Source organism: Pontimicrobium sp. SW4 (assembly GCF_039954625.1).
Lineage (GTDB): Bacteria > Bacteroidota > Bacteroidia > Flavobacteriales > Flavobacteriaceae > Pontimicrobium.
On record NZ_CP157199.1, the window covers coordinates 945,205 to 962,931 of the forward strand.

23 protein-coding genes are annotated in these 17,727 nt (G+C 30.5%); 10 read left to right on the forward strand and 13 right to left on the reverse strand.

All coding sequences use genetic code 11. The features are described from left to right. Positions 1–140: 140 nt before the first annotated feature. Positions 141–866, forward strand: coding sequence for an energy transducer TonB (locus tag ABGB03_RS04500; protein ID WP_347925193.1), 726 nt, complete (start codon positions 141–143; stop codon positions 864–866). On the opposite strand, the gene ABGB03_RS04505 is transcribed toward ABGB03_RS04500, so the two are convergent. Beyond that, a complete protein-coding gene (locus ABGB03_RS04505) occupies positions 863–1,744 on the reverse strand; it encodes a DUF1684 domain-containing protein (RefSeq protein ID WP_347925194.1) in 882 nt (293 codons plus the stop codon). The two genes, ABGB03_RS04500 and ABGB03_RS04505, sit on opposite strands and share 4 nt — an antisense overlap. Before the next feature lie 148 nt (positions 1,745–1,892). Between ABGB03_RS04505 and ABGB03_RS04510 the strand changes: the two genes are divergently transcribed. Next, the gene (locus ABGB03_RS04510) at positions 1,893–2,441 is read left to right on the forward strand and encodes an rRNA adenine N-6-methyltransferase family protein (RefSeq protein WP_347925196.1); all 549 of its coding nucleotides are present in this window, start codon (positions 1,893–1,895) and stop codon (positions 2,439–2,441) included. A 21-nt stretch (positions 2,442–2,462) separates the two neighbouring features. On the opposite strand, the gene ABGB03_RS04515 is transcribed toward ABGB03_RS04510, so the two are convergent. The 5 genes from ABGB03_RS04515 to ABGB03_RS04535 all read right to left on the reverse strand — a co-directional run bounded on the left by ABGB03_RS04515 (position 2,463) and on the right by ABGB03_RS04535 (position 7,522). Then, positions 2,463–3,461, reverse strand: coding sequence for an AhpC/TSA family protein (locus tag ABGB03_RS04515; protein ID WP_347925198.1), 999 nt, complete (start codon positions 3,459–3,461; stop codon positions 2,463–2,465). 25 nt (positions 3,462–3,486) lie between these two features. After that, positions 3,487–4,464: a hypothetical protein gene (locus ABGB03_RS04520; protein WP_347925200.1), complete on the reverse strand. Its 978-nt coding sequence runs from the start codon at positions 4,462–4,464 to the stop codon at positions 3,487–3,489. A gap of 3 nt (positions 4,465–4,467) precedes the next feature. Beyond that, entirely contained in the window at positions 4,468–5,070 is a 603-nt protein-coding gene (locus ABGB03_RS04525; protein ID WP_347925202.1) for a HEAT repeat domain-containing protein, read from the reverse strand. Then, positions 5,042–5,596 (reverse strand): RNA polymerase sigma factor, encoded by a 555-nt coding sequence (locus tag ABGB03_RS04530; RefSeq protein ID WP_347925203.1) that lies wholly within the window; start codon positions 5,594–5,596, stop codon positions 5,042–5,044. The genes ABGB03_RS04525 and ABGB03_RS04530 overlap by 29 nt, the downstream gene beginning before the upstream one ends. Before the next feature lie 126 nt (positions 5,597–5,722). Then, positions 5,723–7,522, reverse strand: coding sequence for a serine hydrolase (locus ABGB03_RS04535; RefSeq protein WP_347925205.1), 1,800 nt, complete (start codon positions 7,520–7,522; stop codon positions 5,723–5,725). Positions 7,523–7,700: 178 nt separating this feature from the next. Here ABGB03_RS04535 and ABGB03_RS04540 point away from each other — a divergent pair, with 178 nt between their 5' ends. The 8 genes from ABGB03_RS04540 to ABGB03_RS04575 are packed head-to-tail and all read left to right on the forward strand — an operon-like array spanning position 7,701 to position 12,352. Continuing rightward, positions 7,701–8,126 carry a DUF2141 domain-containing protein gene (locus ABGB03_RS04540; RefSeq protein ID WP_347925207.1) on the forward strand — a complete coding sequence of 142 codons (426 nt, stop codon included), beginning with the start codon at positions 7,701–7,703 and terminating at the stop codon, positions 8,124–8,126. 4 nt (positions 8,127–8,130) lie between these two features. Continuing rightward, the gene (locus tag ABGB03_RS04545) at positions 8,131–8,751 is read left to right on the forward strand and encodes a hypothetical protein (protein WP_347925209.1); all 621 of its coding nucleotides are present in this window, start codon (positions 8,131–8,133) and stop codon (positions 8,749–8,751) included. Positions 8,752–8,775: 24 nt separating this feature from the next. Then, the gene (locus tag ABGB03_RS04550) at positions 8,776–10,125 is read left to right on the forward strand and encodes a histidine kinase (RefSeq protein WP_347925211.1); all 1,350 of its coding nucleotides are present in this window, start codon (positions 8,776–8,778) and stop codon (positions 10,123–10,125) included. 11 nt (positions 10,126–10,136) lie between these two features. Beyond that, on the forward strand, positions 10,137–10,463 hold the full coding sequence (locus ABGB03_RS04555) for a 2TM domain-containing protein (RefSeq protein WP_347925213.1): 327 nt from the start codon (positions 10,137–10,139) through the stop codon (positions 10,461–10,463). Positions 10,464–10,468: 5 nt separating this feature from the next. After that, the gene (locus tag ABGB03_RS04560; RefSeq protein WP_347925215.1) at positions 10,469–10,828 is read left to right on the forward strand and encodes a 2TM domain-containing protein; all 360 of its coding nucleotides are present in this window, start codon (positions 10,469–10,471) and stop codon (positions 10,826–10,828) included. A 5-nt stretch (positions 10,829–10,833) separates the two neighbouring features. Continuing rightward, a complete protein-coding gene (locus ABGB03_RS04565) occupies positions 10,834–11,124 on the forward strand; it encodes a 2TM domain-containing protein (RefSeq protein ID WP_347925217.1) in 291 nt (96 codons plus the stop codon). A gap of 2 nt (positions 11,125–11,126) precedes the next feature. Next, the gene (locus tag ABGB03_RS04570; protein WP_347925219.1) at positions 11,127–11,597 is read left to right on the forward strand and encodes a DUF2306 domain-containing protein; all 471 of its coding nucleotides are present in this window, start codon (positions 11,127–11,129) and stop codon (positions 11,595–11,597) included. Further along, positions 11,597–12,352: a LytTR family DNA-binding domain-containing protein gene (locus ABGB03_RS04575; protein ID WP_347925221.1), complete on the forward strand. Its 756-nt coding sequence runs from the start codon at positions 11,597–11,599 to the stop codon at positions 12,350–12,352. Before ABGB03_RS04570 ends, ABGB03_RS04575 begins: the two co-directional genes overlap by 1 nt. A gap of 37 nt (positions 12,353–12,389) precedes the next feature. Here the strand turns inward: ABGB03_RS04575 and ABGB03_RS04580 are convergent, their stop codons facing one another. The 7 genes from ABGB03_RS04580 to ABGB03_RS04610 all read right to left on the reverse strand — a co-directional run bounded on the left by ABGB03_RS04580 (position 12,390) and on the right by ABGB03_RS04610 (position 17,680). Then, a complete protein-coding gene (locus ABGB03_RS04580) occupies positions 12,390–12,821 on the reverse strand; it encodes a DoxX family protein (protein WP_347925223.1) in 432 nt (143 codons plus the stop codon). 47 nt (positions 12,822–12,868) lie between these two features. After that, positions 12,869–13,204 carry a n-acetylglutamate synthase gene (locus ABGB03_RS04585; protein WP_347925225.1) on the reverse strand — a complete coding sequence of 112 codons (336 nt, stop codon included), beginning with the start codon at positions 13,202–13,204 and terminating at the stop codon, positions 12,869–12,871. A gap of 74 nt (positions 13,205–13,278) precedes the next feature. After that, positions 13,279–13,965: a hypothetical protein gene (locus ABGB03_RS04590; protein WP_347925226.1), complete on the reverse strand. Its 687-nt coding sequence runs from the start codon at positions 13,963–13,965 to the stop codon at positions 13,279–13,281. Positions 13,966–14,277: 312 nt separating this feature from the next. Beyond that, entirely contained in the window at positions 14,278–14,742 is a 465-nt protein-coding gene (locus ABGB03_RS04595) for a DUF2867 domain-containing protein (protein WP_347925228.1), read from the reverse strand. Between the two features lie 16 nt (positions 14,743–14,758). Further along, entirely contained in the window at positions 14,759–16,207 is a 1,449-nt protein-coding gene (locus tag ABGB03_RS04600; RefSeq protein WP_347925229.1) for an aminotransferase class V-fold PLP-dependent enzyme, read from the reverse strand. 11 nt (positions 16,208–16,218) lie between these two features. Beyond that, positions 16,219–16,473, reverse strand: coding sequence for a DUF1456 family protein (locus tag ABGB03_RS04605; RefSeq protein ID WP_347925231.1), 255 nt, complete (start codon positions 16,471–16,473; stop codon positions 16,219–16,221). A 31-nt stretch (positions 16,474–16,504) separates the two neighbouring features. Next, entirely contained in the window at positions 16,505–17,680 is a 1,176-nt protein-coding gene (locus ABGB03_RS04610) for an LETM1-related biofilm-associated protein (protein WP_347925233.1), read from the reverse strand. Between the last annotated feature and the right edge of the window lie 47 nt (positions 17,681–17,727).

Genomic DNA, 17,727 nt, shown 5'->3' on the forward strand with positions numbered 1-17,727 from the left:
TTACTAAAATAGTAGAATTAAAGTTACCCATCAACTTTTTTAAGTATTTAATATTGAATAGCTTACTGATATTTGTCATGTTTTTTGACATTATTTAATAGTAATTTCATAGACATATTCTAATAATAAAACTAAAAGTCATGCAAGTAAAGAAAAATCCTAACGTGGATGTAAACAGAAATAGCAGCTTATATTTTGCTATAGGTCTTTGTTTGATGTTATTGGTTACCAAAGGACTACTTAATTATAAAACCTACGATAAACAAGATATTGCTCTAGAAGCTCTTCAAATGGGAGAGTTAGAAGTGGAAGATGATATTCCAATAGTGGATATTAATATCCCTCCACCACCTCCACCACCTCCAGCTTCACCTGAGATAATAAGAATTGTTGAAGATGTTGTTGAGGTTGAAGAAACTATTATAGAAAGCACAGAAACAAGTATAGACGAGGCAATTGAAGAACGAGTTGAGGTAGATGAGGTAGAAGTTGATGAATTAGAAGAAGAAGTTAGTGTACCTTTTGCTGTTGTTGAAAAAGTGCCAATTTGGCCAGGGTGTACTGGAAGTGATAATACAGTATTAAAAAAGTGTTTTCAAGACAAAATGAATGCACATGTCATTAAAAATTTTAAATATCCACAACAAGCAATTGATTTGAATATTCGAGGAAAGGTGTTTGTTATGTTTACTATTGATTCTAATGGGTATGTTACTAATATTAAAGTACGAGGACCAGATAAAACTCTTGAGGGGGAAGCTTCTAGAATAATCGGGCTAGTTCCAAAAATGGAACCTGGTAAACAGCGAGGAAAGCCAGTAAATATTCCTTATAGTCTACCTATTAACTTTGTATTAGAAAACTAAAGTTGTTTTAAAGTTTCTCCTGCTAAAACTTTAAAAGGCAATTGGTTTTGCCTAGGAGGGTATAGACAAGTTGTAAACTCACTAAAAGCACAAGGCGGATTGTAAAGTTTGTTAAAGTCAATTTTTACTAATCCGTTTTGCTTTGGTAAATCAAGATAGAAATATCTACCACCACCATAAGTAGAATCACCATTTGTTATATCGCCAACCATTGTAAAACCGTCTGCGCCAACTTCAAGCATATAGTTTTCACCTTCATAAATAAAACTAGCGAAGCCAATAAAATTAATGCTTCGTTTTCCATCTACTTTTGCTTTAACAACTTCAGATTTTTCTTTGTCGTAATAGCCAAACTCACCTTCAAGAATAAAGTTGTTATTTAAGTCGAATTTTTCGAATCCATTAAATGATTCAATTGTAGGATTTTTTGAATCCCATACTCTTAAGTAATGTTGTTTGGATCTTGTAATGATTTGCCAATATAATTGGTTGTGAAATAATTGTATAGAACTTCCATATTGGTTTAGTGTTAAAGGCGTTTTTGTTATAATAGAATCATTTTTTGTTTTTATAACAACTCCTTCTTTAGCAATAAAACTTAACGAATCTTCTTGCATTAATATAGTTCCAATAGTTTCTGGTAAGGTATCAATATTAAAAACTAAATGGTTGTCACTACCTTTACCAAAGGTATTTTTCCCCAAGTCTAGTTTGTACAATGCTACTAATTGTAAATAATCGCCTTGTCGTTCTTGCATTTTTGCATCGAAAAAAGCATCGATTTCTGAACGATAATTTTGATCTATTATAAATCTGCTGTCTTCATTTTTACATGCTGTAAAAACTATTGCTAAAACTAGAATTAGAAAAAATCTCATTAGAATACATTTAGATTTGAAAGTTAAAGAATTTTCAATTAAGGAAATCAATTTATTTGTTTTCACTAAAATAATGCGCATATTAGTAACTTTATCTGTAGTATGTCGTCTTATTAGAATTAATTCATACTTAAACTTATTGTTATAAATGAAATTATTTGTCAAGGAGGTTGTTAATTCAATTAAGCATATTGGTGCTATTGCGCCAAGTTCTAGATATTTAGCAAATAATATTATTAAGCATATAGATTTTAAAGAGAATCAAGTCATCTTGGAATTTGGATGCGGAAATGGTGCTATCACCAAGCAAATATTAAAGAAAATGCCTTCAAATTCTCGATTAATTTCATTAGAAATTAACGATCCATTCTTAAAACATTGCGAAAATAAGTTTAAGGTGTATGACAATTTCGAAATTTATAATCATTCAGCAATCGATTTTGATTTGCTTTTACAAAAATTAGAGATAGAAAAGGTAGATTATCTAGTTTCTAGTTTACCACTTGCTATTTTACCAAAGGTAGATTTGGATATTTTATTTAAGAAAATACCTCAGTACCTAATTAATGACGGTAGTTTTTTACAATACCAGTACAGTTTAAATAAATATAAGTTTTTAAAATCGGTTTTTGATAACGTAAAGTTAGGTTTTACACCTATAAACTTACCTCCTGCATTTATTTATAGGTGCACTTAAGAAAATTTAGGATTAAAGATATTACTCTAGTAGGTCATTTAATATTTCATTTAGCTTTTCTCCTCTTAAATTTCGTCCAATTATTATCCCATTTTCGGTAATAAGAAAGTTGTCTGGAATTCCATTAATTCCATAGATTAATGATGCTTTGTTTTGTTGCCCTTTTAAATCGCTTACATGTCTCCAATTTAAATTGTCTTGTTCGATGGCCTTTATCCAGCTCTCTTTGTTTACGTCCAAAGAGACTGCAAATATTTCGAATCCTTTTGGATTAAATTTCTCGTATGTTTTTACGAGATTAGGGTTTTCTATACGACATGGGCCACACCAAGAGGACCAAAACTCGAGAAGAATAGTTTTTCCTTTAACCTCAGAAAGCTTTTTTGGATTATCATTATTGTCCATCATTTCAAAATCTAAAAACTCATCTCCTATTTTTGGTTCTTTATTTAACTCAATATAGTTTGCTATTCTATTTCCATATTCTGAATTCTTGTTTTTCTTAGAAAACTGATCAAATAACTCTTTTGTTTTCTCTTTTCCCCATGTAGTGGAATAAACTGAGAGAAGATTGGCGCTTACAATACTATTTGGATTGTTTTCGACAAAAGCCATTTCTTTTATTAGCTTTTCTTTTCTAGGTAGTGTGTCAGTCTCTCTATCTAAAGCTTGACTTAGGTTTTCAGATTTTGACCCTGTAATATTTGCATGTCTAAATTCCGATTTACGAGCGTCAAAAATCATAGGGCTATTTTCCAGCCATATAAATCGATATTCTGAGAAATCTTTAGTTCTTAAAATTACTTGTAAAGGGGTCTCTGCTAGTTTTGTTTTAAAATTGAAAGAATTGTTTTGAATACTTACAGAGTCAATTAATTCTTTTGTTAAATGGTTTTCTAAATAGACTACTGTTCCATCTTCAATCTCATTTGTGGTTCCCTTTAATGAAAATTCTACCACAGATTTTTCATTGCAAGAAATAGACATCAGTATAATTATTCCAAGGATTATTTTTTTCATCGGTCTAGTATGTATCTTTTGATGATTATTGTTTTCTTAAATAGATGTTTCCTAAATCTGCATTCAATTTCATTTTTACTTTCCCAGTACCAAGTTTCAAGTTCATTTGTTGTTGATTTGGGTTTTTATTTTCTTCTGAAAGGATATTGAAATCAAGATCACTTAAAATTTCAGCAGCAGTAGCATCAACCAATATGTTAGCTGATTTTGGTAATGTAATGTCAATGAACCCATTATTACTATAAATAGAGTATAAGTTGCTTGGAGTTATTTTGTCAAACTTTATATTTACATTACCACCAAGAGTTGTAATAGATACTGGCCCAGAAACATCCAGTAAGTTTAAATCACTTAGTGCTGAAGATATTTCTATTTCACCCATAAAGTTTTTAATTTCTGAAGGATTAGAACCATAAAAGAGTAATGAGTTTTTATCACATTCGCTAGCATTCCAATTAAGATCTACAGAATTTGGAATTGTAATTTCGTATTTTTCCTTAGTCATTAATAAATTATTTGCATCATCTTTAATATAGAGTTCATCTCCTTTTTGCTCAATTAGTAAGTAAATTCCACTTTCTTGGGCTGCAGCTTTTTTTCCAAGCTTTTTTAAACCTTTACTTCGTTCAAGGTCTATAATTGAAGGAAAATAGCTTACATAAATAGAATCTAAAGATTGAGCTTTTGTAACCTTTATGTTACTTGGGTAGATTGTATTGGCTTTCGAAATTTTTAAGTTACTTGAAGTACTTGCTATATTAGAGACTTTAGGGTTACTTGAAGTATAAGTTAAAGAACTTAACTTATGATATTCGTTTTTTGTGGAATGCAAACTTTTAATAATGACTTCATTACCGTCATAACCTTTAATAATAAAATTTTTAGAAGAGCATATTTTTAGGGTGCCTTTATTAAATGGTATGTTGGTACCTTCTTGTGCTTTACTTGTCGTTTGTGTTAGTAAAAATAGTGTAAATGTTAAAAGTGAAATATATTTTTTCATGATTTAAAGTTTTAAATTATTCATAGCTAAAGTGGCATTACTTACTACTATGGGAATTGATTGTTTGTCTTTAATAATTTTTTTGAGAGGTTTTTGTGCACGATGTTCTCTTAAAAAACTCAAAGATTTAATTAATTTAATTTGAACCAATGGTGATTTTTCATTTTCCAGAGCTGTTAGTAAATTGGTTCTGATAGTTTCATTATCTGGAAATTTAAAAAGTGCTTCTATAGTGGCAATTTTTACATTGTCATTAGTATCGTTGTGTAATATTTTAACAAGAGTTTGAATGATTTGGTCATCCTCTTTTTTGTAAGAGTCATCAAAATGATAGACGCCTTCTAAACGAGTACCAGCTGAATCATTAGTTAAATTCGCAAGTAATTCTGTCTTGTCTTTTTTATGATTGAGAGATTGAATACTTAATGTTATTAGCAAGCCAACACAAGCTGCAATAGAGATGTATTTTAAATAAACGAGCTTTCCTTTGTTAGGTTTATGAAACTCATTTTTTAAACGTTTTTCGAATAAAGCATCTACTTCAAAAGACATGTCCTGATCGTCTATGTCGTTTTTGTTATTCTGTATGTATTGTTTTAAACTCATGTGTTTTGCGTGTTTCAATCAATTTTAATAATTGAGTTTTTCCTCTTCTATATTGGTTTCTTACCGTACTCTCTTTTAAGTTGAGTTGCTCACTTATCTCTCTATGTGTATAATCTTCAATGAGATATAATATGAGGATTATACGATATTTTTCAGCCAAGCCATCTATACAATTTTTTATAAAGTCTATAGAAATACTATCATCTTCAGAAAAAGGCTCTTCAACTTCTGTATCTTCAATAATTACATCATCAACCCAAATTTGAGTTCGTTTTCTAATGACATCTAAAGAACGATTAATAATTATACGTTTTAACCAAGCTCCCAAATTAGCATCGTCTTTTAATTGATGTATTTTTTGAAATCCTTTTATAAAAGCATCTTGAACAGCATCCTCAGCGTCTTGTTTATTTTTAAAAATCCTCCAACTAGCATTGTATAACATTCGCTTATACGAATTGTATACTTGCATTTGAGCAGCATAGTTATTTGCTTTACATTTATTAATTAATTCTTTATCTTTCAAAAATGGTATTTGGTTAGGCCTACAATAGTATAACGTAGATTAAACAAAAGTGTCGCACTTTTTTTAAAAGTACGACACTATGTGAGTTTTAATAAAAAAGTACTTGTTAAAAAGCACTTAAATTATTTACTCTATTTTTTTTGCAGGAACTTTGGCTCCATTTTGATGTAAGGTTAGCATATTAATTTTTCCATCTTCTCCTTTAGAGAATATAAGCTCTGCTTCTATAACCTTAAAAAAGAAGTGATCTTCTTTTTTAGCAAAAATTTGATTTTTACCTTGACCTGTTGCTTGAGCAAAGATCTTTCCATCTTTTATCGTTATTTCAATAACAAACCCAGGTTGCAACTCATATTTGCCAATATATTTTTCTAAGGTAGCCTCACCAATCTCCACGATGTTTGGAGTGCGCTCAAAAGAAATTGGATCAGGTAGAGTTGGTTCTATTTTAGCTTCCATACCTGAGATGTCTCCACTTGTATTCATTGTAAACTTAAATCGTAATGGACCAGAGTCTGTTGTGTCAATACCAGTTTCTTCTACTTGAAAAGGCTCAAATACATCATAATGTTCATGCTTTAGCCACATTTTCATTAGTTTAAAACTTGCAAACAATGAATCACGTTCAACATTCACATTGAATTCACCATAACCAGGATGAGAATATGTACCAGTGTAATCTTGTTTAATATGAGATGGTTTAGTATTCTCTACTCGAGTAGATGTTACTTTATCTTTGGTTTCAGCTTCTGTCTTTTTTGCTTTTTCTACAGCATCAACAAAATCTTGAATCCAATCTGTTTTATTAACTTTTAGCATACGATCTGCGATAGTATTTCTTACTAAACTTGGTACCCGAGATCCATTTTGATTGGCCAATACGACAATACCCAAACTATCACTAGGATAGAATGCTACATTGGCTGAAAAACCATCAATATTTCCACCATGTTCCACACGATAATGCCCTTTATAGGAAGACATCATCCACCCGTAGCCGTAATTTGACATGTGTAAGCCTGGTTTTTCGGCAGGTAAATTTGCATTAATCACCATTTGAGAACTCATGGCCTCGTTAATATAACCTTCAGTAATTATTTCTTTACCATTAAATTTTCCTTTATTAATCCAAGTTACAAGCCACCTAGACATATCATTTACACTACTGTTAATGCTTCCAGCTGGAGACATGGCAGCGATATCATAGTAATCCATTTTGGAATTAGAATTGTCTTTTTTGGTTTCATACCCATAAGCAGCATTACTGGCGGTTTTCATTTCGTCAATAGTAACATTAGTTCTTGACATTCCTAATGGTTTTAGAAATCGCTCTCTAATATTGTCTTCCCAACTTTTACCAGTAATTTTTTCGGCAATAACACCTTGCGCTAAAAACATAAAATTATTATAATACCATTGTTGTCTAATTCCTGTAAAAGGTTCTTGATGTTTTATACGTTGTATTAAGCTATCTCTATCAAATGTTGGAAATAAGTACCATGAATAATCGTGACGAGGAAGCCCAGTACGATGACTCATCAAATCTTTAATAATGATATTATTATTCATGTCATCATTAAAAAACTCTAATTCAGGAATATGTTTTCTTGGATTATCATTAAAGGATAGTTTATCATCTTCTCTCAATTGCCCTAAAATAGCCGACGTAAAAGCTTTCGTACTCGATCCAATTGCAAATAGCGTATTAGCATCTGCTGGAATTTTGTTTTCTACATCTCTATAACCAAATCCTTTTGCATAAATAATTCTATCTTTTTCAACTACAGCAACAGCAAAACCTGCTGCATGTGTTGCTTCAAGAATTTTATTAAGATCATCATCAATTTTTTTTAAGCGTTTATCTGTTTGGCTAAAAGATGAAGCAATAATACAAATGCTAAATACAAAAAGGAATAACTTTTTCATTGTGGTTGGTTTAATGTTATATAGAGGTTAGTATGATAAAGGCTTATAAAGTTACTGTTTTTATGTGATTTTTTTAAAATATACAGTTCATCATTTAATAATTACAATTCGGTAATTCTGTTTTTTAAAAAGTCAAGTAACTATAGATATTTGTTTCATAATTATAAAATAAACGATTATGAGCACATTAGTTAAAATTATTATTGCCCTTTTAATGAGCCAAACTTTATTGTATGCACAAGACAATACAAATCAAAGCATAACTGTAAAAATTACTAACATTGATGGTAATTCAGGAAAAGTATTTGTAGCGCTTTATGATTCTGAAATAACGTTTTTAGAAAAAAAATATAAATCTACTACTAGTACTATAAAAAATAGTAGTTGTGAAGTTGTCTTTGAAAATGTCCCTAATGGAGTCTATGCCATTTCTTTATTTCATGATAAGAATGGTAATAATAAAATGGATAGCAATTTTTTAGGTATTCCAAAAGAAGACTATGGATGCTCAAATAATGCAAGAGGATTTATGGGGCCACCAAAGTGGGAAAATACCAAATTTGAAATTAAAAATAATTCAGTAACACAAACTATAAAACTATAACATCATGAAAAAATTACTATTAATTACATTGATATTAGTTTCTGCTGTAGGAACTGCACAATCAAACTATGAAAAAGGCATGCAAAAAGCCTTTGAACTTTGGGGAACAAACCCAGTTGAAGCTTCAAATTTATTTGAACGCATTGCTGCAGCCGAAACAGATAATTGGTTACCACCATATTATGCAGCACAAGTTTTAATTTTACAAGGCTTTGAAATAAAAGACAAAGACAAATTAGATTCTCAATTAAAAAAAGCACAAGATTTAATTAATGACGCTACGGCAATTTCTAAGAATAATCCAGAAATTATGATTATGCAAGCTTTATTACATACTGTATATGTAGCTTATGATGGCGCGACTTATGGTATGACATTAGCACCAAAAGTAGCAGCTATATATCAGCAGGCTAAAGAGATAGATCCAAGTAACCCAAGAGTATTATTAAATAAAGCGGAATGGGATATGGGAAGTGCAAGCTTTTTTGGACAAGACACAACGCCATTTTGTAAGGATATTGAAAGAGCCTTAGAACTTTTTGCTAACTTTAAACCAGAAACTCCATTCTATCCAAGTTGGGGAAAAGAGAGAGCTGAACAAGTTCTTGCTTCTTGTAAAGAGTAAGTGAAATAAGAATAAAAGAATAACATGAAGAAATTATTTAAAACTATTGCATCTGGAATTATTGTAGGTATTGTTATTATGCTTATAGATCAAACAATTCGATATTTTTCTGGATACGAAATAATGATTGATAATGATTTCTACCGAACATTTTTTTATTACATGTTGTATGCCGTTCCTTTAAGTATTGTTAACTCCTATTTTTTTGATTATATAAATGTAGATGTTGTTTGGAATCGTTATAAAAAATATAGGATAGCTCTTGGTTTTTTTGGTTCAGTAATTATTACGCTCATTACCATATTTTTTGTTAGAGCTTTTATTGAAATGGTTGTTGAAGGAGAAACTTTTGATGAGTTCATTAGTACAGAAAGACCAGAATTTTATTTTAGTGCTTTATTAATCACTCTAGTTATTTCACTGTTTTTTCATGCTGTGTATTTCTATCAGCAATTACAAAAAAACAAGATTAAAGAACAAAAGGTTATTGCAGGAACAGCAAGTGCTAAGTTTGATGCTTTAAAAAATCAGTTAGATCCACATTTTTTATTCAATAGTTTAAACGTATTAACTAGTCTAATTGATGAAAACCCAGAAAGTGCACAAAAATTCACTACTGCTTTATCTAAAGTATATCGTTACGTATTGGAACAAAAAAGTAAAGCGTTGGTAACGGTTGATGAAGAATTAGAATTTGCAAAAACCTATATGTCGTTATTGAAAATGCGTTTTGAAGACAGTATTATTTTTGAAATTCCAGAAAGTGCATCAAACCCAGAAGCTAAGGTTGTGCCATTAGCGTTACAATTATTATTGGAGAATGCAGTAAAGCACAACATGGTAACAACCAGCAAACCTTTGCATATTAAAATTTATGAATCTAACAATATGTTAGTAGTTGAAAACAATTTGCAAACAAAACAAATAGTAAAGAAGAGTAGTGGTGTTGGATTGGATAATATACGCCAACGCTACAATTTATTAACCGATAAAAAAGTAAACATCAATCAACAAGCAGATAGTTTTGCAGTTGCAATACCAATGCTTACAAAACAAATATCAGTCATGAGAACACGAACAAATAATCAATTTGACGACAGTTATGTTCGAGCACGTAAACATGTCGAGGAAGTAAAAGAGTTTTATTACGGAGTCATATCATACATTGTTGTAATTCCGTTTTTGATATTTATTAATTACTGGACATTTTGGGGCTTTCAATGGTTTTGGTTTCCAATGTTTGGTTGGGGAATAGGAATCGCATTTCACGCTTATAAAGTATATGTAAACGATGGCGTATTAGGACGCAATTGGGAACGCAATAAAATTGAAAAGTTTATGCGTGAAGAAGAAGAGAAAAACCGTTGGAACTAAAATTGAATATTATGAATTATCCCGATAAAGAACGTGCATTTTTGAGTGCAAAAAGGCGTGTTGAAAAACTAAGAGCATTTTATTCACATCTTGGAGTTTATATTGTAGTAAATTGCCTTATTTCTGCAATTAGAATTGTTATAAACCTTAGAAATGGAGAATCATTTGCAGATACTTTTTTTGATTTTAGTTTTTCTGCAAATTGGTTGTTTTGGGGAGTTGCCCTAACCATGCATGCTTTTGCTGTTTTTGTTTTACCATTAATACTAGGAAATAATTGGGAGGAAGAAAAAATAAAGCAATACATGGAAGAAGATAAACACAATAATTTTAATTAAAGATCATGGAAAAATATAATATAGAACCATACAACGATAAGCAATCAAGGTATGATTTTGAAAAAGAAGAAGTGTATATAAGAGCAAAAAAAAAGCTAGATAAACTAGTGGGCTTTTATTGGCACTTAGCATCATATATAGTTGTTAATACATTTTTAATAATAATTATAGTTGTAAATAAAGATGAAGGAGAAACTATATGGGAGTTTGGTACTTTTGCAACAGCATTTTTTTGGGGGATAGGCTTGTTCTTCCACTTCTTGGGTGTATTTGGACCAGGATTTATGTTTGGTAAGAATTGGGAAGAAAAAAAGATTAAAGAGTATATGGATAAAGATAAGGAAGAACACCAACGCTTTCAATAAACATTATGAATAAAAAGTATCTAGAGGCAAAGAGAAAAGTTAAGTCGCTTAGGAGGTTTTATATTCATCTGCTTTTCTTTTTAATTGTAAATGTTGCATTGATGTTTAACCTAATTATGTTAGAGAAAGACGAAAGCTTAAACATTTTTGTTTGGGCAATTCTAAATATTATGATAACATGGAGCATAGGCGTATTTATCCATGCTTGGATTGTTTTTAAAGGAAAAATACTATTTAGTAAAGCATATGAAGATAGAAAGATTGAAGAATTTATGAATGAAGAACAAAATCTATAACAATGCTCAACGACATTATACATAGTAATATTGGTTGGTTTCATTTTATTACAGCGGTTATGTCTTTAATAACAGGAACAGTTGTAGTGTTAAATGTAAAAGGCACATTGTTTCATAAGCGAATAGGCTATGTGTATGTTATTTCGATGTTGACATTAAATTTAAGTTCCTTTTTTATTATCAATTTTGGCGGTTTTAGTCTGTTTCATTTCTTTGCTATAGTAAGTTTGCTTACTGTTTTAGGAGGTATGTATGCTGCATGGAAAAGATATAAAAATTGGTTAACAGCACATTACTATTTTATGAGTTGGTCTGTGGTTGGTTTGTATGCAGCACTTTGGTCAGAAATTGGTACACGTTTTACGAGTAACATGAAAGATTTCTGGTGGATGGTTGCTTTAGCAACATTTATGACTATAGCAATAGGAGCAAGAATTATTAATAAGAATGCTAAAAAATTAAACTTAAAATAATGAAAGTAATTATTATAGAAGATGAAAAGCCATCAGCAAGACGTTTACAGCGTATGTTAAACAATTTAGACATCGAAGCTGAAGTTATGTTACATTCGGTTGAAGAATCTATTGATTGGTTTAAGAATAATACACATCCAGACCTTATTTTTTTAGATATACAGTTGAGTGATGGATTATCTTTTGAAATTTTTGAGAGTATAAACATTCAATCTGCAGTTATTTTCACCACAGCTTATGACGAATATGCTTTACAAGCCTTTAAGCTTAATAGTATAGATTATTTATTAAAACCTATTGATGAAGAGGATCTAGCAAAAGCTGTTTCAAAATTTAAAGAACGTTTGCCAAAACAACAAGCAGTTACTTTAGATTTTAACGATATTAAAAACCTATTGGTAAATCCTATAGAGCGCGAATACAAGAAGCGTTTTTCAGTGAAGGTTGGACAACATTTAAAACTTATTAATATTGAAGATATTGAGTGTGTGTATAGCGAAAACAAAGGCACCTATGTGCATACATCTGAAGGTAGAAATTACTTGTTAGATACAACTTTAGAAAATCTTGAAAACGAATTAGAACCACATACATTTTTTAGAATTAATCGTAAATTCTTCGTTAATATAAATGCCATTAAAGATATGGTGAGTTATACGAATTCTCGACTACAAATAAAACTCAATAATTATAACGAACAAGAGGTTATTGTAGCACGTGAGCGTGTAAAAGATTTTAAAGACTGGTTGGAGTAAATTTTATTACTTGAAGAGCCTTTCATTTGTTGTAGCTTTAGCTCTTACTCTTAGAAAATAATAAATCTAATTCTAGGTATTTTTCTTTCATAGTACTTAAAGCAAATGCTCCAGCTGAAGCCGTAAAAACCGAATAATCAAAAGCACCTTTAATTCCCGTAGAAAACGTTATTGCTAAAGCAAATATGAGCATTAAATAACCGCTTAGTTTGGCAAATAGCTCAGTTTTAAACCCTAATAATAAAGCTAATGCAAACAACACTTCAGCACCTGTTGCAAATATGGCTACAAAAGATATCATACTGCTAGGTACCCACGGATTAATAAGTTCGGTATAACCTAAAAAACTATCCCAATTTCCCCATACCGAAATATCTTTTGCCCAATAACCAAATCGATCTGCGACTGCAGATAAGAAGCTAAGAGCGATGGCTAATCTTAAAAATATTTTTAGTGCTTTATGTTGCATGTTTATGGTATTATTTAATAGTTTGGAACTGTAAATTTAAATATTTTTTACAATTCTTCAATTATAGATTTCCCTTCAGATTTATCTCCCGAAGTCCATTTCCAATTTTCATGAAGCCTTATTTTTACATTGGCTAATATTTCTGGCTTAGAGCTGCAAACTCCAGTCATTAATTCGTTATTTATATTTACTTGATGATACCTCATTTCTATGTTGCCTTTTTCATCTACTAATCCAATTAAATGTCCTTGCTTTATTTTTCCACCAGAGTATTCAGAGGTTAAAATATTGCCTATTTGTTGGTATTTAAAAATAGTTTCTTTGGATGTTTCTCCATTTTCAGAATTTGTTATGGGAGCAAAGGATTTTCCGTGGTAATTCATAAATTAGGCTATTTTAGGTTGTATGATTTTTTGATAGTTGGGTTAAAACGCGCACTGGTATTTGTTATTTTTCGCTAATCATTTTCAATTAAGTTGCAATTAAACCAATCCACAAATAGTAAATTGAATTCTTTATTAATCTTTAAAATTTCATTTTTCGTATTATCATTCCATTGTGAAACACAAAGTTGAATTACCTTGTCGTCATTAAATGTTCCAAAATAAACAGTGTTTTCTGTTTTAAATGCAAAACCATTTACAAGAATTTCTCCATTGATAATTACTTGTCCAAATGAATCGAATTTTAATAAATTTTTCAGTTCATTGAAACTTATTGACAAATTAGGTGAACTGATTGTTTTTCTGAGATGACAATTCTTAAACAATGTGTGTTCTTCGCTCTTTTTGCTGTGATTTACCCAAATATCTTTAATAGCGTTAATATCTTCTTTAATTTGTGATAATGAATTCACGTTTAAAAATTCTTTCTGTTGATAATCGTCTTCGTGAATTAATATGTCGTTTTCTGTTTCTTTTGTTTTTTTAATTGTTTGAGGAAATTCATTAGAAATAGTTGGTGTTGTATACCAAATATCTTTTGGATTCATTTTCTCAACTTTATTCATTTTTAAAGTTAAGTTCTTTGATTGAAGGAATTCTTTTGAGTGTGCAGGAATTGCTTCTTCAATTGACCAATCCTCATCATTTAAGTGTATTGTTGTTTGAATTTCAAATGTCTCAGGAAGTTGTTCTGGGGGCATTTCTCAAACTCCAATAACATTTCCATTTGACAAATCAATGAATTGAACTCTTATTGTATTACTTTTTCCAAATATTTTGTCAAATAATCCCATTTATTTTGTTTTTAGAGTGTTGGTTTTAATTGCTGGTAACGTATTTGTATAAGGTTAGTTACTTGGATTAAACATCTAATTTAGCAAATACAAACCGAATACAAAATCCTTGCAGATTTTCCAAAGTTAACTTGCTCGAGCAATCAATTTTATACAGTTTTGTGCAGTCATTTTTGTTATTCTACTTAGCCATTCATAAACCTGATTTATAGGCTTGTTTCACCATTTTTTTACAATAAAGTGATGAAAAGGCTTTACGATAAACATATAAATTTTTCCGAAGCGATTGTTATATTCAACTAAAGTAGTGACTTTAATATTGAATTGATTTTCGTTAGAATTATATATACTTACTCTAAAATTCAAATGTTTATCATCAGCTCCAAGTATTATTTCGTTATGCTGGATGCTAAAAATTTGAAAAAAACCAACATAGCCACCAACTTTAAATTCTGGATGATAATCTTCGGGTTTTTCTGTTTTTAAACCAAATACTTTGACAATATTATTTCTAATCTTCATCAAAAATCCAACCCATTTTGGCATTGTTCCAAAAACCAATTTTGATATTATGCTTAAACTGTCAAGATGATTTGTAGTTGAAAAAGTATCAGTAAAGTTTACTTGTGGAAGTGCATATTTAATCCCTTCGGTTTTTGGTGTTCTTTCCACTTTTACCTTCATAGTTTTTAATTAACCATTACAATTCCTTTCCCAATCTTAAAACATTCTCTACAAGTACATTAAAATCTTCATTAGTAACGCGATGGCTAGAAATAGCGCAACGGATACAATACGCACCATTTAGCGTTGTATAACCTGGTAATGCAATGGCCTGTTCTTCCAGTTGTAATTTAATCTCTTTATTAATGGCGTTTAACTCATCTAGCGTTTTTCCTCCAGGATTATATCTAAAACAGACTATGTCCATACCAATGGGAGCAAGGAGTTCTAAATCTGTATGCTTATTAACTAAACCTCCTAAATAGTAAGCTTGTTGAACATTACGAGTTATCATTCTGCCAAAACGTTTACTACCATGCTCTTTAAGTGACATCCAAATCTTTAAAGCTCTAAATCGTCTTGAGAGCTGTAAGCCATATTCACTAAACCAATTGTCTCCTGATGCTAAACCACGTGTGTTTTTGGCTAAATATTCTGGAATTAGTGAGAAGGTTTTTTTATGTGCCTCGTTATCCTTAATAATTACGCAACCAGCTTCAAAAGGCATGTGTAGCCATTTGTGCAAATCTAAGGCTACAGAATCTGCACGCTCAATACCCTTAAGTTGTGGTTTAAGTGTATCTGAAAGCATTGCTATGGCACCAATAGCACCATCTACATGAAACCAAAGATTTTCTTTTTCACATATATCAGCAATGGCATTTAAATCGTCAATAGCTCCAGTGTTTACAGTACCAGAAGTAGCAATAATGCAAATAGGTTGCAATCCGTTAGCTTTATCTTCAGCTATTTGATTTTTAAGAGCTTTAATGTTAATTGTATAATCATCATTAACAGCAATTTTTTTAAGCCCTTTAGTTCCTAAACCTAAAAGTTCAACAGCTTTCGTATTACAACTATGAACTTCGGTTGATGCATAAAAGACTAAATTATTTTCTCTTAACCCTTCTGAGCGAATATCGTAACCAGCTTTAACATTTCTTGCTACAGATAGAGCAGCGTAATTAGCCATAGAACCACCACTTACCAGAAGTCCACTGGACGATTTTGGGAATTCAATTATTTCTTTAATCCAATTTACAACTTGCTCTTCAACTTTGTGTCCTGCATGATTTCCACCTCCAAGGTTTGGATTAATAATAGATGCCCAAAAATCTCCCATAACGCCAGAAATAGTTCCATTTCCCATATACCAAGCCCAAAAACGCGGATGCACATTTCCCATGGGATAGGGTAGTACGTTTTTTTGTAAATCTTGATACACGCTTTCTGCATCACTTGGTTGCTGAGGTATTTGAGACTCAAACGTTTTAAGAACATCATCAGGCATTTCTTGCCAAATTTTTCGATCTCTAATGTTTTTAACATAGTCAAAAGCATCTTCAACCATTTGATGCATTAAGGCTTTTGATTGTTCCCAATCTTGAGGATCAAGAGTTTCAAAACCATCTGTATGCTTATCCATATTTTAAAAGGCTATTTGTTTGATTTATTTTCTTCTTTAGAAGGCATTGGACCTCGTAAATGTATGATGAGTCCATCAAGAAAATTACGCAAAAATTGATCGCCACATTCCATGTATTTTGGATGATTTTCATTTCTAAAAATGGCTCCTAATTCACTTTTTGTGACTTTAAAATCTTTTAAAGCACAAATTTTTACAATATCGTCATCACGCAGTTTATGCGCCACTCGAAGTTTTTTGAAAATGTCATTGTTTGTAAGTCCCATTAAGTAAAGGTACACGTTTTAATATAAAAAATTAAGATTCTTCAATCCTATTATCATCAAAAGAAGAAGGTAATAATTTTGGAATAAATTTTATAAATAAAGGTAATAATAATGCGCCACCTGGAAGCATAAAAATTGCAAGACTAGGTATAGATTTAATGATATCAATTAATTGTTCTTGTAACTGCTTTTGTTCAGTTTTACTTAAATCTCTTACAGTAGATTGCCCAATGAGTTTTACAAGTTCTTTGCTCTGAACGAGTTCTTTTTGTAAGCGCTTTTTATTACGTGATATAAGTTTTGAAACCATTTTACTAGAATTATCATAGAAATTCTTAACTATGTTGCTAGAGCTTAAAAGGGTAATATCACCTTTGTTTTTTGTATAAAAATTGTTTACAGTAGTAATAGAGTTATTAACTATTTTAGTCTTTAATTTTAAATCATTTCCTAGTTTATATAAAAACTGTTGCTCTTTTGGATCAATAATTTTATCACTCCAAGTAGCCATACATGCTATGTCTAGTAAATACCATTTTTCATAGTTTGTGATGAGATTATTTATAGCTTCTTCATACGAAATGTTTGCGCTATCACCGAAGCGTAATGAAGCTTCAACTAGCTTTATTAAACTCTTGTCATGCTTCGTTTTATATGTTTTAGTATTTAAAACTTCTAGTATAATTGTTTCAATTGAAGCTTCTAACTTTTTTATATAATCACTTGAAACTACGCCACGAGTTAGATACTCATGATATGCTAACGCATCTACAAATAGTAATGCGTTTATTATAAAATAGTTGAAATTTTTGGTAAGAATATTATCGTCAATTTGAACACGTTTATGTATAATTCTTTCAAGAGTATTTAATGAATATTTACTGTTTACCAAACTGCCAAAAAAGGACAGTTTATATACTTTGATTTTTTTGTAGAAGTTTATAAGACTTTCTAGAATAGGGACTGTAGTTCCACTTTTTATATATACATGTTGCAAAGTAAGGAATAGATTAATCTTGCTTAGTTCTTCGTTAGAAAGATCCTTTTTTTCTACAATATTTTTTACAGCACTAATATTACTACCATATATAAAACCAGCAGATTTTAAACTACAGTAAAAATCTGCTGATCTATAATTTAGGAAATCCGAATTTTCAGAAATTATAGTTTGCAATTTTAATATCCATCCATTAGCAGAAGGGTTCATTAAGTTTCTTTTTAGGTTTAGAGATAAAAAAAGCTGCAAAAGCAGCT